The organism is Prevotella nigrescens (assembly GCF_031191185.1).
GTDB lineage: Bacteria > Bacteroidota > Bacteroidia > Bacteroidales > Bacteroidaceae > Prevotella > Prevotella nigrescens.
Window position 1 is genome coordinate 1,437,379 of record NZ_CP133465.1, and the last position, 16,589, is coordinate 1,453,967.

At 39.2% G+C, this 16,589-nt stretch carries 14 protein-coding genes; 9 read left to right on the forward strand and 5 right to left on the reverse strand.

Annotated elements, in window-relative coordinates; all coding sequences use genetic code 11:
- The first annotated feature begins 42 nt into the window (after positions 1-42).
- The 9 genes from lepA (at position 43) to RDV52_RS08395 (ending at position 11,563) form a co-directional block, all read left to right on the forward strand.
- On the forward strand, positions 43-1,824 hold the full coding sequence (gene lepA, locus RDV52_RS08355) for a translation elongation factor 4 (RefSeq protein ID WP_040557018.1): 1,782 nt from the start codon (positions 43-45) through the stop codon (positions 1,822-1,824).
- A 21-nt stretch (positions 1,825-1,845) separates the two neighbouring features.
- Positions 1,846-2,439, forward strand: a complete 594-nt coding sequence (locus RDV52_RS08360; RefSeq protein ID WP_004366100.1) for a Crp/Fnr family transcriptional regulator — start codon at positions 1,846-1,848, stop codon at positions 2,437-2,439.
- Between the two features lie 32 nt (positions 2,440-2,471).
- Positions 2,472-3,785 carry a DUF3078 domain-containing protein gene (locus RDV52_RS08365; protein WP_115098559.1) on the forward strand — a complete coding sequence of 438 codons (1,314 nt, stop codon included), beginning with the start codon at positions 2,472-2,474 and terminating at the stop codon, positions 3,783-3,785.
- A gap of 431 nt (positions 3,786-4,216) precedes the next feature.
- Positions 4,217-4,987 (forward strand): cell division ATP-binding protein FtsE, encoded by a 771-nt coding sequence (locus RDV52_RS08370; RefSeq protein WP_004366097.1) that lies wholly within the window; start codon positions 4,217-4,219, stop codon positions 4,985-4,987.
- Positions 4,988-5,008: 21 nt separating this feature from the next.
- Positions 5,009-6,325, forward strand: a complete 1,317-nt coding sequence (locus RDV52_RS08375; RefSeq protein ID WP_004366096.1) for an aspartate kinase — start codon at positions 5,009-5,011, stop codon at positions 6,323-6,325.
- A 6-nt stretch (positions 6,326-6,331) separates the two neighbouring features.
- Entirely contained in the window at positions 6,332-7,540 is a 1,209-nt protein-coding gene (locus tag RDV52_RS08380; protein WP_004366095.1) for a glycosyltransferase, read from the forward strand.
- Positions 7,540-8,703 carry a glycosyltransferase family 4 protein gene (locus tag RDV52_RS08385; protein WP_004366094.1) on the forward strand — a complete coding sequence of 388 codons (1,164 nt, stop codon included), beginning with the start codon at positions 7,540-7,542 and terminating at the stop codon, positions 8,701-8,703. Before RDV52_RS08380 ends, RDV52_RS08385 begins: the two co-directional genes overlap by 1 nt.
- A gap of 28 nt (positions 8,704-8,731) precedes the next feature.
- Positions 8,732-10,744 carry a fructose-bisphosphatase class III gene (locus tag RDV52_RS08390; protein WP_004366093.1) on the forward strand — a complete coding sequence of 671 codons (2,013 nt, stop codon included), beginning with the start codon at positions 8,732-8,734 and terminating at the stop codon, positions 10,742-10,744.
- Between the two features lie 90 nt (positions 10,745-10,834).
- The gene (locus RDV52_RS08395) at positions 10,835-11,563 is read left to right on the forward strand and encodes a hypothetical protein (protein WP_004366092.1); all 729 of its coding nucleotides are present in this window, start codon (positions 10,835-10,837) and stop codon (positions 11,561-11,563) included.
- A gap of 146 nt (positions 11,564-11,709) precedes the next feature.
- Here RDV52_RS08395 and RDV52_RS08400 read toward each other — a convergent pair whose 3' ends face one another.
- The 5 genes from RDV52_RS08400 to RDV52_RS08420 form a co-directional block, all read right to left on the reverse strand.
- Positions 11,710-12,975, reverse strand: coding sequence for a hypothetical protein (locus RDV52_RS08400; RefSeq protein WP_004366091.1), 1,266 nt, complete (start codon positions 12,973-12,975; stop codon positions 11,710-11,712).
- A gap of 58 nt (positions 12,976-13,033) precedes the next feature.
- Positions 13,034-13,471: an HU family DNA-binding protein gene (locus tag RDV52_RS08405; RefSeq protein ID WP_004362211.1), complete on the reverse strand. Its 438-nt coding sequence runs from the start codon at positions 13,469-13,471 to the stop codon at positions 13,034-13,036.
- Between the two features lie 429 nt (positions 13,472-13,900).
- The gene (locus tag RDV52_RS08410) at positions 13,901-14,410 is read right to left on the reverse strand and encodes a dihydrofolate reductase (protein ID WP_004366090.1); all 510 of its coding nucleotides are present in this window, start codon (positions 14,408-14,410) and stop codon (positions 13,901-13,903) included.
- A gap of 24 nt (positions 14,411-14,434) precedes the next feature.
- Positions 14,435-15,229: a thymidylate synthase gene (locus RDV52_RS08415; RefSeq protein ID WP_004366089.1), complete on the reverse strand. Its 795-nt coding sequence runs from the start codon at positions 15,227-15,229 to the stop codon at positions 14,435-14,437.
- 8 nt (positions 15,230-15,237) lie between these two features.
- A complete protein-coding gene (locus RDV52_RS08420; RefSeq protein ID WP_004366088.1) occupies positions 15,238-16,584 on the reverse strand; it encodes a methyltransferase RsmF C-terminal domain-like protein in 1,347 nt (448 codons plus the stop codon).
- Positions 16,585-16,589 lie beyond the last annotated feature (5 nt).

Consider the following 16,589-nt stretch of genomic DNA (forward strand, 5'->3'; position numbering starts at 1 on the left):
GCTTTTATTCTTAAATTTGCATACCAAAAGACGACAATCTTAATGAATCAGATAAGAAATTTCTGCATTATAGCACATATAGACCACGGTAAGTCTACACTTGCCGACCGTTTGTTAGAATACACAAAAACTATCAAAGTAACAGAAGGGCAGATGCTCGACGACATGGATTTAGAGCGCGAACGCGGTATAACCATTAAGAGCCATGCCATACAGATGGATTATGAACAAGACGGACAAAAATATGTTTTAAACCTTATAGATACTCCGGGACACGTGGACTTTTCTTACGAGGTGTCAAGAAGCATTGCAGCGTGCGAAGGTGCGTTGCTTATAGTAGACTCTACGCAAGGTGTTCAGGCACAAACCATATCAAATTTGTATATGGCTATTGACAACAATCTTGAGATTATACCAGTAATCAACAAGATTGATATGCCCAACGCAATGCCCGAAGAGGTGGAAGACGAAATAGTAGACCTTATAGGTTGCGAACGTAGCGACATTATTAGGGCGAGTGGAAAAACTGGCGAAGGTGTGCCAGAAATATTACGAGCCATAGTAGAGCGTATACCAGCACCCAAAGGCGACACAAAAGCACCTTTGCAAGCACTTATATTCGATTCTATCTTTAATTCGTTCCGTGGCATTATAACCTTATGCAAAGTAATGAATGGAACTATTCGCAAAGGCGACAAGGTGAAGTTTGTGCAGACAGGAATGGAATACGACGCCGATGAGGTGGGAGTTCTGAAGATGGAAATGAAGCCCAAGAGCGAATTAACAACAGGCGAAGTAGGATACATTATATCGGGAATAAAAAATGCACGCGAAGTAAAAGTGGGCGATACTGTAACACACGTGAGCAGTCCGTGCGATAAAGCCATAGAAGGGTTCCAGTTAGTAAAACCAATGGTGTTTGCTGGTGTTTATCCTATAGACCCTAACGATTACGAGAACTTACGCGCATCGCTCGAGAAACTACAACTAAACGATGCCTCGCTAACATTCTCTCCAGAAAGCTCGCAAGCATTAGGCTTTGGATTTCGCTGCGGTTTCTTAGGGTTGTTGCACATGGAGATAATACAAGAGCGATTGGACCGTGAGTTCAATATGGACGTTATAACCACTGTGCCCAACGTAAGCTATATGGTGTACGACAAGTTAGGCGAATGCAAGGAAGTGCACAATCCATCAGGTTTGCCCGAGCCAACAATGATAGACCATATAGAAGAACCCTATATAAAAGCCTCTATTATAACATCGAGCGAATATATCGGACCAATAATGACGCTTTGTCTTGATAAGCGCGGCGAATTGGTAAGTCAGAACTACGTCAGTGGCAACCGCTTGGAACTGATATTTATGATTCCATTAGGCGAAATAGTTATCGATTTCTACGATAAGTTAAAGAGCATTTCCAAAGGATACGCTTCTTTCGATTATCATATCGATTCGTTCCGTCCATCTAAACTGGCAAAGCTCGATATACTTTTGAATGGTGAACCTGTAGACGCTCTATCTACGCTTACACACGAAAGCAATGCCATAACGTTTGGTAGACGAATGTGCGAGAAACTAAAAGAACTGATACCACGCCAGCAATTCGATATAGCAATACAAGCAGCTATCGGCGGAAAAATTGTAGCACGCGAAACAGTGAAGCAAGTTCGGAAAGATGTTACGGCGAAATGCTACGGTGGCGATGTCAGTCGTAAGCGTAAACTGTTAGAAAAACAAAAGAAAGGCAAGAAACGTATGAAGCAAGTGGGCAATGTACAAGTGCCCCAAAAAGCATTCTTAGCCGTATTAAAGTTAGATTAAAACCAATAAGGAAGCATAGAAATGAAAGAAATCTTTGAAACCAGAGATATTGCACGCGAGTTAGCCCGAAAGTACAGCACAATGACTCACGAGGAACTGGATACGCTCGAAAGCGTTCTTGTTCCAATGAAGTTTGCTAAAGGTGAGATGATATTGAGCGAAGGCGAGGTGTGTGAAAACATCTATTACATTGGACACGGACTTATTCGGCAGTTCTATTTTAAAAACGGAAAGCAGATAACAGAACATTTAGGTGAAGACAGAACCATCTTTATGTGTATTGAAAGCCTTTTCCGAGAGGAACCTACAAAGCTGCAGGTAGAAGCTATAGAACCTACCACAGTGTATGCATTGCCCAAACAACGGCTCGAACAAGTAGCATTGCACAACGTGAACATACAAATACTCTATCGCAAGATATTGGAAGAGAGTCTGATAATTTCGCAAGTACACGCCGACCTTGTGCGTTTTGAAACAGCACAAGATCGCTATAAGAAAATGTGCAAATTATGTCCGCAAGTTATCTTGCGTGCACCATTAGTCTATATTGCCAGCTATTTACAAATGACACCAGAGACTCTCAGTCGTGTTCGCGCAGCTACATTGCTTGAATAAACTTGTTCTTTTAAAGAATTATAGTAAAAACGATGGTGCATAAAATCTACTCCTGTTTAATTGTTATGTGTTTCACTTTAGCTGTATCTGCTCAAGTGAATGGAAGCATGTCTTCTGCAAAGCAAGCCAATAATAGCATATCCTCTGTGAAGAAGAACAATCGCACCTCCTTAGATGGTGTGTATAATGCTTATATGGATTCGTTGCTTTCAACAGAAAGTAGGATCTTTGCACAAACAAATAGGAGGGGAGAGGAGTATAAAGGAGATGTTTTCCAGTTAGCACGGCTGTTTCTGCCTATTACATATTATAGGAATATAGTAGACAATGCGTTCTCTTTGAAAAAGAATGACGCTTATAGCCGACAACTCTTAGATATCTATTTGCATTCACCATCGTTGGTAAGTACTACAGTCGACGAGCTTCGAGGAAAGCAAACAACAACAGTAGAAGTTGAAACACCTATACAACGTGAGATTGAGATAGTAGATAAGGTTGCCCCAACACCTGTAGAGTCCACTTTCTCGCCTGTCGAAGTACTTATTAGAAAGCCAGACTTTTGGACTTATAAGGGCGACTATTCGCTGCAGTTGTTGCAGAACTATGTTTCGGGTAATTGGTACAAAGGAGGCGAAAGCAACTATTCGGTGTTGTCTTCTGCAATATTCGAGGCTAATTATAATAATAAGCAGAAAGTGAAATGGGACAATCGGTTAGAGCTGAAGTTTGGTATTCAAAGTACTAAGTCGGATACTTTGCATAGTTTCAAAACAACCGAAGATCTTATACGCCTCACTTCTAAATTCGGGTTGCAAGCCTCTAAGAAATGGTATTATTCTGTTCAGTTTGTAGGTAATACACAATTTACGCATTCTTATCGTTCCAATGACCCTTTGTTGTATTCAGACTTTTTAGCCCCTTTAAATATAAATGTGTCGTTGGGTATGGATTATACCATCGATTGGTTAGAACATAAGCTAAAGGGAAATGTGCATTTGGCTCCATTGGCTTATAATATAAAGTATACACGTATAAAAAGTTTGGCAGACCGATTAGGTATAGAAAATGGTAGGCATGCACGCCACGATTTCGGTTCGGAACTATCTGTTGAGTTTGTGTGGCAGCTGATGGAGGCTCTTTCTTGGAAGACACGCCTCTATTCGTATACAACCTACAAGCGGACAGAAATAGAATGGGAGAATACAATAAGGTTACAGTTCAATCGGTTTATAGGTGCACAATTGTTTATCTACCCTCGATTTGATGATGGTGTAACACGCGATGGTCGTCATGGCTATTTGCAGATGCGAGAGTTTGCCTCTATCGGATTTCAATACAGCTTTTAATTAACGTTAGTTCGACGAAATTGCAATTGTTTGTAAATAGGACTATGTTTGTATCCCATTTATGGAGTGCGAAAGCGGTTTCAGACAAGATGAAACAACCAATAAATTCGTCAAACTAACGTTAATTAGTGTTATTGAAAAACCATAGATTCATTTCTATAGCCTATGGCTTTTAGCCATATCTTCATAAAATCCTGTGGTCGGGGCTTGTTCTAATGGACCTATTAGATATTAGATATTTGATGCCTTTAACCCAAATCGCTCATTTGGGGTCAGACTCCGTTTTAAAGTTAACTAAAAAGTGCGAGATGTACGTTGCTCTGAGCTGTTGATTTGTGCCATGGCTTCAACTTTTTTATTAAACAGGCGTAAAATACCAATAATTTTTGTAAGTTTGCATTGAATATAATAAAATCCCAAAAAGAGATACGATGTTAATAAATTATTGTAAAGTTAATATTTTCCAAGACGAAAAGCAGGTTCTTAAAGATGTAAACTTCCAAGTTGGAGAAGGTGAATTTATCTATATCATAGGTAAGGTAGGGTCAGGAAAAAGTTCTTTGTTAAAAACCATTTATTGTGAACTTGATATTTATGCAGAAGATGCAGAAACTGCAAATGTTCTGGGACAATCTTTATTAACATTGAAACGTAAGAATATTCCTGCTCTCAGGAAGCAAATGGGAATTATTTTCCAAGATTTCCAATTACTTCACGATAGAAATGTTTCTAAAAATCTTGAATTTGTGCTGAAGGCAACAGGTTGGAAAGATAAAGAAGCCATTTGCCAACGTATAAATGAAGTACTCGAAGATGTTGGTATGCTGGATAAAAAGGAAAAAATGCCAAGCGAGCTTTCTGGTGGTGAGCAACAACGCATTGCAATTGCGCGAGCTTTATTGAATCGCCCGAAAATTATTATTGCCGATGAGCCTACTGGAAATCTCGATCCGGAAACGGCTACTAATATTGTTGGTATTCTAAAGCGTGCTTCTCAAGATGGTACAGCTGTAATTATGTCTACACATAATATTCATCTTTTAAATCAATTCCCTGGTAAAGTGTTTAGATGTAGAGATGGTGAATTTAAGTTAGTGACAGATAATGACGAAACGAAAGATTTAGATGAGAATGATAAGTCTTCAGATACAAGAATAGTACCACTTGATTTCGTTGATGATGAAGAAGTGAATGCAGAATAAAATAACGAACAGACTATTGTTATGAAAGTAATGAAATTTGGTGGCACCTCTGTTGGTTCTCCTGCGAGAATGAAAGAAGTTGTAGACTTAGTACTTAGAGATAAAAAACCTGTATTTGTTGTTCTTTCTGCAATGAGTGGCACAACAAATACTCTTATAGAGATAGCCGATTATTTATATAAAAAAAATCATGAAGGTGCAAATGAAATAATCAACCGGTTAGAACAAAAATATCTATCATATATTGATGAACTTTATTCAACCGATGAATATAAAGAAAAAACTTATAAGTTCTTTCAGAAAGAATTTAATTATCTAAGATCCTTTACAAACGATATCTTTACCTCTTTTGAGGAAAAAAGCATTGTTGCCCGCGGAGAGATTCTGTCTACCAACATGGTGGTAAACTACCTGCAAGAAAGAGGAATAAAGGCGATATTGCTTAATGCACTCGACTTCATGCGAACAGATAAAAATTCGGAACCAGATGCCATTTATATAAACGAGAAACTTTCTGATATAATGGCAACTAATAAAGGTTACCAGGTTTATATAACTCAGGGGTTTATCTGTAAAAATGCTTATGGCGAAGTAGATAATTTGCAGCGGGGAGGGTCTGATTATACAGCCTCATTAATAGGCGCAGCTATAAATGCTGAGGAGATACAAATTTGGACAGATATAGATGGTATGCACAACAATGACCCTCGTGTTGTTGAAAAAACGGAAACTGTTCGACAGTTGAACTTCGAAGAGGCATCAGAACTCGCTTATTTTGGTGCAAAAATATTGCATCCAACTTGTGTCCAACCTGCAAAATATGCAGGAATACCAGTCAGATTGAAAAATACAATGGATCCGGAAGCAGATGGAACTATTATAAATAACATAATGGAACGTGGCAAAATTAAAGCTATTGCTGCGAAAGACAATATAGTTGTTATAAAAGTCCGTTCAAGCAGAATGTTTGGTTCTCCCGGATTTCTACGTAAAGTGTTCGAAGTTTTTGAAAGTTATCAAGTTTCTACCGATCTTATTGCAACAAGTGAAGTTGGAGTTTCTGTTGCAATTGAAGATACGACCCATTTGGAAGAAATTACTGATGAGCTAAAAACTTGTGGCACTGTTACTCTCGATACTAATATGTGTATTGTTTGTGTGGTGGGCGATTTAACTTGGAAGAATATTGGTTTTGAAATAAAGATAGCTAATGCATTAAAAGAGATCCCGGTTAGAATGATTAGTTATGGTGGAAGTAATTATAACATATCATTCTTAATCAGAGCGGAAGATAAAAAATACGTACTCCAATCTATCTCTACAGCCTTATTTAATTAGCAGATAATGTTTATACTTGATACATATACTATTATATTCTCATCAGTGTTGCTTTTTGCAGCATTGTTATCCTCTGTTATCAGTCCTCTTTTCAGGAGACCAAGACTTTCTGAGTCATATAATAAGGAAGATATTGCTGAAGAAACGACAGAAGAATATATTACATCTGCACAACCGATAGAGAAAGAAGTAGAAAAAGTAATAGAACCATCTATTTCTATAATTCTTACACCAAACGATGATGCTTTGGCCTTATCAAAGAATTTAAATAAATATCTGAATCAAGATTATAAAGACTTTGAAATAATCGTTGTTGCACCAAAAGGTGATGTTGAAACTGAAGATATTTTAAAGACCTACGCCAATAATCCGCGGATCTATGTAACCTTCATACCTTCTACTTCGAAATATATGAGTAGAAAGAAATTAGCTATTACACTTGGAGCAAAAGCTGCGAAATACGAATGGTTGCTTATTTGTGATATATTCTGTGTCCCACAATCAGAGTATTGGCTTTCTGCTTTAGCACGAAACTGTAATGAAAATGTTAATATCGTAGCTGGATATACAAACTATGATGATGATTCTCCTGATTTTTGGCGGTTTGAACATTTTTATATGTCCTGTTATCTTATGCGTGAAGCACAAAAAGGAACTGCGTATGCTTGGAATTCGAATGCTTTATTGTTTAAGAAAGATGAATTTCTTGCCAAAGAAGGCTTTAGAGGAAATTTAAAATACGTTCGTGGTGAATTTGACTTCATCGTTAATAAATATGCACGGAAAGGTTCGACTGCTATAGAAAATTCAATGGAAGGAACACTTATAGAAGAAACGCCAACTTGTAAACATTGGATAAATAAGCATCTTTACTATTTAGAAGATAGGAGACACTTAAAGAGAAGTATAAGGCATCGCTTACCTTTCTATATAGATCAAATGGCAGTCTATTTCAATTATCTTCTTATAATTGTATGTTCGCTTTATGCTATCTATACATCAAACTGGATAATTTGTATTGTTTCAATTCTATCGTTCATTGTAACTCTATCGTTGCGAATATTTATTGGAAAGAAGACACTGTCGTTATTCAATATTGTTATTCCTGCTTGGAAAATTATTCCCTATGAATTACGGATAGTATGGCAAAACCTTGGTTACAGAATAAAATATTGGCAAGCCAATAAATACGACTTTATTTCTCATAAACTATAATGAAAGTACTGCATCTTACATATAAAATAAAGAGAGGAGAACTTCTTTCTGACTATTTAACAATATTGATTGAAAATGAAAGAGCACAGTCAGTAAAGGTAGAAATGGCTACAACAAAGAAGGAGTTTAGTAAGATGCTTTTGAGTTTCAATCCGGACATAGTACATATTCATACTTGTTGGAATTGGTGTGCTTTTGCATGTGCTAAGAAAGCATTGCATTCAGGATGCGCATTGATTTTTTCTCCTTACGGAGAGTTATCTCCTCTGACAATGGAATTAGAGGAACCTATACGTAAAAAATTTCGTTCGTTTGTTTATCAACGCCAAATTGTGCAAAAATCTGATGCAGTCCTAACTTTATCAAAACACGAAGAAAACGATGTAATCCAACTTGATTGGAATCAGCGTACAGATATTGTCCCATCGTGTTTACTTACCAGTTTTGTCTCAGCTGATGCAATGGCTGCAGATATGATACGGTTCTATACGAAAGTTATAGATACAAGGTATAGAAAGTATATGGACAAGATTGAATGGCAATGCTTGTGCGCTCTGTTGCATACAGGATTACAGCAAGACTCTGCAAATAAGATTTTACCAAGTGATTGTCTTCTAAAATTACGCAGACTCACTCCACAACAATGGCAACGGATACTTATTTGTGCTGACGATGAATTCGTGCGTGATTATGTTAATATTGGGATAGAACGCTTGCAGCTTGCTGTCCCCAACATAAATACTTCCAGAATTTTGCGGTATAATCCTAATATGCCGAAAACAGAAAACATGCTTGATAGCCTGAAGATAGAGACAAATAACTTCATTACAAAGAATCGTTATGAAAGTGTAAAGGCAGAAGAGGGGGAAACAATAAAACAAATTATCACAATGTTTGCGAATGCAAAAGTGTTATTGCAACAAAAGAAATTTAGTTTGCTTCATTTGGCGCAGCTATATCGAATTATACGCTTTGAAGATTATGACGAAGATCAGCTTATGATAGTTTTACGGCGTATGCATTTAATTAAATTTGCTCGACGCATAATGTATATTCTATCAACATATTTGTACTTGGAAGATGGTTATATTCCTTTTGCTTCTCTGAATGATAAGAAAGTTAGACCGATAATAGAATGTATAATAAATAAAAATAAGTACTAATCACCTAATTATTAATAAAAAATTGGCTATGACAAATAAAACCTATGATTTAAAGAAAGATGAACGCTACCTGCAATTATTATCACAATCGTTTCCAACAATTGCAGATGCAAGTACTGAAATAATAAACTTGCAAGCTATTTTGAATTTACCAAAAGGTACGGAGCATTTTCTGGCTGACATTCACGGAGAGCACGAAGCTTTCCAACATGTATTGAAGAATGCATCGGGAAATATTAAAAGAAAAGTGAACGAACTTTTTGGTGATACGTTACGTGAATCTGAAAAACGCGATCTTTGTACACTGATTTATTATCCTGAACAGAAAATAGAATTCGTAAAGAAAGTTGAGGCAGATATAGAAGATTGGTATCATATTGTAATTCATCGTCTTGTTAAGATATGTCGAGATGTATCAAGCAAATACACAAGATCGAAAGTTCGCAAATCTCTACCAGTGGAGTTTTCATATATTATTCAAGAACTTTTGCACGAGAGTTCCGCCGATAAAGATAAGACAGATTATGTCAGTACGATTATTTCTACTATAATATCAACAGGCAGAGCCGATGATTTTATAACAACCATTTGTAATGTCATTCAGCGTCTGGCAATTGATAGCCTTCATATTCTTGGCGATATATACGATCGTGGTCCAGGTGCACATGTTGTTATGGATATCCTGAAGAATTATCATACCTGGGACATTACTTGGGGAAATCATGATATATTATGGGCTGGGGCATGTGCAGGTAATGATGCTTGTATTTGCAATGTGATAAGAATAGCATTGCGATACGACAATATGGATACTATAGAAGATGGTTATGGCATAAACCTTATGCAATTGGCTACATTTGCGATGGATGTTTATGGCGATGACCCATGTGTCGAGTTTATGCCAAAGGTAAAACAGCCTGATACTGTCGACGAAAAGAATATCTTGCTCATAGCGCATATGCATAAGGCTATTAGTGTAATTCAGTTTAAGATTGAAGCACAGTTAATAAAGAAGTATCCACATTGGAAAATGAATCATCGTTTACTTTATGAAATGATTGACTATAAGAAGGGAACTATCAAGCTGGAAGGCAAAGAATATAAACTAACGTCTTGTAACTTTCCTACGATAGATCCTAAAAATCCAGAAATGCTGACACAAGAGGAACAAGCACTAATGGAAAGGCTGCATCATTCGTTTACCGTAAGCGAGAAATTGCGCGAACACATTTTACTCCAACTGCGCCACGGATGCATGTATAAAGTAGTAAACAACAATTTGCTTTATCATGCTTCAATTCCATTAAATGAAGATGGAACATTGCGCAAAGTCGAAATAGAACCTAAAAAGTTTGCCAAGGGAAAAGATTTGCTACATAAATTAGGAACGCTAATAAGATGTGCCTTTCAGACACAAACTGATGCAGAAAATAACAAGGAGCGTGAATATGCAATCGATTACTTCCTTTATCTATGGTGTGGTCCTGATAGTCCATTATTCGATAAAGCAGCAATGACCACTTTCGAACGCTACTTTATTAAGGAGAAAGAGACTCATCATGAAGAAAAAGGTTTCTACTTCAAATTCAGGGAACGTGAGGACATTGCCGATTTAATCATGGAGGAATTTGGTGTAAACAGTGCAACTGGGCACATTATCAACGGACATGTTCCTGTTCATGTAAACAAAGGTGAGAAACCAATTAAAGCTAATGGAAAGCTAATGGTTATTGATGGAGGTTTCTCAGAAGCTTATCATAAAGAAACAGGAATTGCAGGCTACACACTCATTTACCATTCTCGTGGTTTTGAGCTTGTTCAGCATGAACCTTTTGCATCAGAAGAAGATGCTATTAAACGTGGGATCGATATCGTGGGTACAACCCAGATAGTAGAATTGAACCAGCGCCGTTTGAAAGTGGCAGATATGGATAAGGGTACAGAATTGAAGCTCCAAATCGAAGCCTTGGAAGAACTGCTATATGCTTATCGCCACGGTTTCTTGTCGGAAAGTGAAAGGAAGAATCCTCCGAAAATGTAGATAAACCATTTCTAAAAAGCTCCTAAGTTTTTTCAAAAGCTCTAAAGTTTTTCATCAAGAACTTAGGAGTTTTTCAATTAGTAAAATGCAATGAAAAAGTTATTGAAAACTTTAGCTCTGCTGGCATTCATAGTGTTTTCTCTAAACTGCCAGGCACGAAAAAAAACTCATTCTGGTATTCCTAAATGGATTGTATCTAAGACAAAGGGGACGAAGGTTGCCAGGATTAATGCCGATTTCTCAGCGATATTGACTGATGACCGAGTACAATTTATTGGTTTTATCGGCTCTGACTATCAGAACCTCAAGGTATCTTTACAGAAGGTTTCCAAGCAGGACAATACACGATACAATGTTTCTGGAATATCTGTTGTAAGGGGAAACCGTTGTCATTTCAAGGGAACAATCAGTATAATAGCCAACAGAGAGTTCGTGAAGCCAACTTATGGGATTGATGATTCCATGAAAGGAAAGTTCAAAAGACGTGGCTGTTGCATTGCAAAATACAACTTGAAAGAGAATGTGGACGAGAAAGGTGGTGGCTGTTTCACGGGCTACCTGCTTTTCTTTTGGTACGAAACGAAGCAGGGTACTATTATGTATGACGATATAGACGACTATTCCGATTCGTATTGCAATAATCTTTATTCAGGAACATGGCAGAGTTATAAGACGAAAAAGCGTAAGCCGTGTGCGTGGGGGCAATACAGGATCCCAAATAGTGGCGACCTTGATATAGGTGCAGCCGAGTTTTCTGTCAATCCGAAATATTTGCAAAATGGTTGGCAGGAAAGTGATGAAAGTCCAAGTTTTCCATAACGTTATCACTGGAAAGTAACGATTTCTTAATAGTGATTCATAAAATACGTACCAAATTCTCGGTTTCAGCAAATGTTTAAAGCGAAGTTTCTTCTCTATTTTCAGCTCTGGAATACAATGCAATCTACACCGCTTTTGGTAGAAGGTTATTCGCCCGACGATCTGTGTTCTAACACTGCTACTCCTTCTTGATAGCGGTCGTATTGTTCCTCTATAATTTTCTTAAAACCTTTAAGCCCGAAATAGTTGTTGCGCTTTATAAATGCCATGAAGCCTTTATCGTAATAGAGAGAAGCTCCGAACGAATTGCAATCGCATGGAGTTCCAATACATTTCTCGTACATCAGTCCGTAATAATATCCTACGTATGCAGCAATCTTGTATCGTTCCTCTATTGTTAAGTCTTTGTAATTGGGCTTGTATTTAATATCTAAAACCTCATCGAGATATTGGTCTACTATACAAAAGTAATTGTTTTCTTCGTTTGCATGGCGTAACATATATTTTAATAGTCCTTCATGAATAAGCAACTTCTTGTTTATTCCTTTTCCTGCAAACAATTCCTTGTAATCGTCAGTAAACGGAATCATGTCTTTCCTCTTTATAACCTTGTCTATCATCATCTTGTTGATTGCGTCCGACTTGTCGTAGCCGTAATCTTCGAACAGATTCTCTAAGAAGTTGTCGTTTTTCTTCAACCAATTGAATGCAACCTTACTGTCGTGGAAGATAAATTCGTTGATATAGTATGTTGGATCGAAATATTCGTGATCATACTCTAACTTGCCTTTCTTTGCGTAGTATTCTGAGTCTTCTCCGTCAATTTCTCCCATACCTTCCACTCCTACTACCTGACCGATGGAGGGGAATGTCATTAGAAAGTTATACTTGGGGAAGAAGATAGTTTTATACCAAAAGAAAGTTGGTTGTTCGTAACTTTCAGCAGCAAAGCTCAACTTTTGTTCTGCTCGTCCGGTTGGATTTCCGTCTTTATAGATATATCTGCGGAAACCATATTTGCTAAGTGTAGCGTTGTCTGCCGTTATATCTATGTTGAAGTATTTCTTAATGGCACGTTGTGCTTCCTCTGTGCTGACCGGCTGAAAACCGAACTTTAAGAGTGCGTCGTAACACAGTTCGGCTGCAATATCAACATATTTCTCTTGCTTGGCAGGTGGCATTACCATGATTCCATCTAATCCTACGTCGATAAAGTCTAAGTAAAACTGCCTTATTTGCTTCTCGTAGAAACGCAGCAGATTCTTCTTGCCTTGTTTTTTGTCAGCTGGTTTCGTGGCTTGAACTACTTTCGTTGTTCTTGTCTGCTTCTCTTGCTTTTTACAGCTGCTTCCTATTATTATCAGGAGCAGTGCAATCAGATAGTACTGTACTTGTCTTATGCTTTTCTTCATTCTATCTTAGTTTTTATGTTCCAATGTTTTATATGATAGAACCAATAAGGAATAGTTTTCATTTAGAGATTTGTTTCTTCTTCGTCTTCTTTGTAGAGGCTTCCACTCGTTTGTAGCTTACGTCCTTTAGCGTGAAGTATTGCTTCGAAGGTGTAAGTCGCACAACGGGTTTTGTGATGTGAATAATAGGTCTAAATTCTTCTTTACCTTTCTCCACGATCTTGCTTTTAAACGAAGGAGAAAGCGTGCCGATGTCGCCATATTCTACAATGTCGCCGTTTTCTACATGCTGTTTTGCTATTTCGGCAGCAAGTCGCAGCACGGCTTCTACTTCTGCTCCCGTGAATGTGGTGGCATATGCCACTTCGTTGCAGAAGTTGCGGTGAGCTATACGCTTGCGACCTGTGGGACGTGCCTGAAGTACTATCTTTCCAGCCATCTTTCCGATGACTGCCTTGCGCTCGGTGAGCGAGTAAGTTAATGGTCTGTTTGCCATAGTCTTTCTGTATAAAATTTATCCCTTCTGATATGCTTTTTCGTAAACCGTCAGAGTGAAGGATTGTCTCTGCCGTCGAAGTGTTTCTAATGTTTCTGACTGCAAAATTACATAGAAATGATGTCATTTCCAAATTAATATAACATTATTTTCAGAAAAATATGATGTCATATCTTGAAAAATATGATGTCATATTTTATAGAGCATGACGTCATATATCATGAAATATGATATCATATTTTTCTAAATATGATGACAGTATCCTCAATAAATTGTGGAAAAACACTTAATAAGTGATAGGGGTGTGCCGTCTTTTGTAGAGAAATACATTTTGCAGAGTGAACTTCGCTGCGCTGTTCTGACACGAAAAAAGGGCGTGCCAAAAAACAAGATTGGCACGCCCTATAGGCTATCTCTGAAGTTTATTCTTTATGTTTTGTTACTGTCTGTTCTGTTTCTCCTTACATAATCAACATAGGTGTAGGCTGGGGTGTCGGCAGTTGCGGGTCGTTCTTCCTTGGTTTCTATCTGCCATGTTCCGTCGTCGTATTCGGGGAAGAAGACGTCGGCGTGGGGCGGAACGGCATCTATTTCGGTCAGATACAGTCGGTTGGCAACCGCCAGACCTTCTTTGTAGAGGCTTGCTCCGCCTATGATGAAGGCTTCTTCGTTGTCGGCTATGTGCTTCAGGGCTTCGCTGAGCGAGGTGTAGACATCGCAACCGGGAAAATTGGTTTCGGTGCGGCTCAGTACGATGTTTCTGCGATTGGGCAATGCGCCTTTCGGAAGCGAGTGGAATGTGCGCCGCCCCATGATGACGGTGTGCCCTGTGGTGAGCTGTCTGAACCTGCGCAGGTCTTCTTTGATGAAGTAGACCATGTCGCCGTTGTAGCCGATGGCGCGGTTTCTTGCCACTGCTGCTATGATGTTTATCTTCATGTTCGTTGTGTTCTTTTGTATGATTTATACCGATACTTCGGCTGCTATGTGCGGATATGGGTTGTAGTCGGTCAGTTCGAAGTCTTCGTATCTGAATTCGAAGATGCTTTTCACGTCCGGATTTATTTTCATTTTCGGCAGTGGGCGCGGCGTGCGTGTAAGTTGCAGCTTTGCTTGTTCCAGGTGGTTCAGGTACAAGTGTGTGTCGCCCGTTGTGTGTATGAAGTCGCCTGCTTCGAACCCTGTAACCTGCGCCATCAACTGCAGCAGCAACGCGTAGGAAGCGATGTTGAACGGCACGCCGAGAAATGTATCTGCCGAACGCTGGTAGAGCTGAAGTGAGAGTTTGCCGTTGGCTACATAGAACTGGAACAAACAATGGCAAGGAGGCAGTGCCATATCGTCTACTTCTGCTGGGTTCCAAGCCGTAACAAGCATACGGCGGGAGTTCGGATTGTTGTGCAACGTGTCTACAACCTGTTGAATTTGGTCGATAGTTCCCCCTTTATAGTCTGGCCACGACCGCCATTGATGTCCATAGACAGGCCCAAGCTCGCCGTTTTCGTCTGCCCATTCGTTCCATATTCTTACCCCATGTTCTTGCAGGAACTTCACGTTTGTATCGCCTTTCAAGAACCATAGCAACTCGTAGATAATGCTTTTCAGGTGAAGTTTCTTCGTTGTGAGAAGCGGAAAGCCGTCCTTCAGGTTGAAACGCATTTGGTGTCCGAACACAGACAGTGTGCCTGTTCCTGTGCGGTCGCCTTTCTGCACACCTTCGGTTACGATGCGATGGAGTAGGTCGAGATATTGTTTCATGCTGTTGTCTATATTAGAATGATTTGTTCATTGGGAATATGGCTGCTTTTAATGCGCCATTTTTGTGGATAAAGATTGTTGGCACGGTTGCCGAGATTATTGGCGAAACCGAGCGCATAGCCACGATATACAAGCGTAACGATGCCTTTGGGAGCAGTTGTTGGCAGCACGATGGCTTCGTGGCGCAGATATTTTATCGCCGTGTCGTAGTCTATTTCTACATCAGCAAAGGCACTTCTGTCGCCATTTTCCGAGAGTGCCAGACTGTGGTCGGGTATTATTTTCTTGCCTTTCGTAGTGCCTTGCTTTACTCCGTGTGCCATAACTTTCAGCTTCTTGTTGGCTTCTGCTACAAGTTTCTCTGCATTTGGCTCAAGGTTTGTGCTTGTTCCACCTTTTTTTATAATGGCCATGAACAAGCCTTCGCCCTGTGTAAAACCTGGAATGAACCGATAAACAGGGAATGGTTCGCCTGCTTTCAAAGGGTTTTCAATGAGCGACCCCGTTATGTTCCAAGTCTTTTCTGTTGGTACTTCCAATAGTTCTGCGTCGTATTCGCTCAATATCCACGCTATGTTTTCTTCGTTTTCGTGCGCGTTGAACGTACAAGTGGAATAGATAAGCAGTCCTCCTGGCTTCAGGTTGTCCCATATATCTGCTATAATGGTGCGTTGTAGTTGCCAACAGTTTGCTACATTTTGTTCGCTCCATTCAGCGATAGCCTGTGGGTCTTTGCGAAACATACCTTCGCCAGAGCAAGGTACATCGGCTACAATCACGTCGAAAGCGAGTTTTGTTTTCTTGTAATCTCTTGGGTAATTGTTGGTAACAACCACGTCAGAGTGCCCGAACTTCTGCACATTTTCTGCTAAAATCTGTGCACGTTTATTTATTGGCTCGTTGGAAAATACGATGCTGCCTTCTGCAATTGCCGTCCGTGCGCAGGTGGTTTTGCCTCCGGGGGCTGCACAAAGGTCGAGTAGGGCAACAGGTCTTTTTACCAAATAGCGCAAGACATGCGAGAGAAACATCGACGAAGCCTCTTGAACATAATATGCTCCTGCATGGAATAGCGGGTCGAACGTAAAGTTGGGGCGTGCATTCAGATAGAAACCTTCCTTGCACCAAGGCACGGGAATGGGCGCAAAGCTATCGGTTACTTTTGTTGTTTTGCTCGTTTTAAAAGGGTTTAGACGTATGCTGACGGAAGAAGGCTGCTGCAATCCTTTGCAAAAAGCGTTGTAGCGTTCCTCTCCAAACAGTTTTTTTGTGTAAACTTCAAAAGCCGTTGGCAAAGTAGTTCCAACGACTTCTTGGTTTAAAATGGTTTCAATAGCTTGCTTATTCTCGCTCATTATTA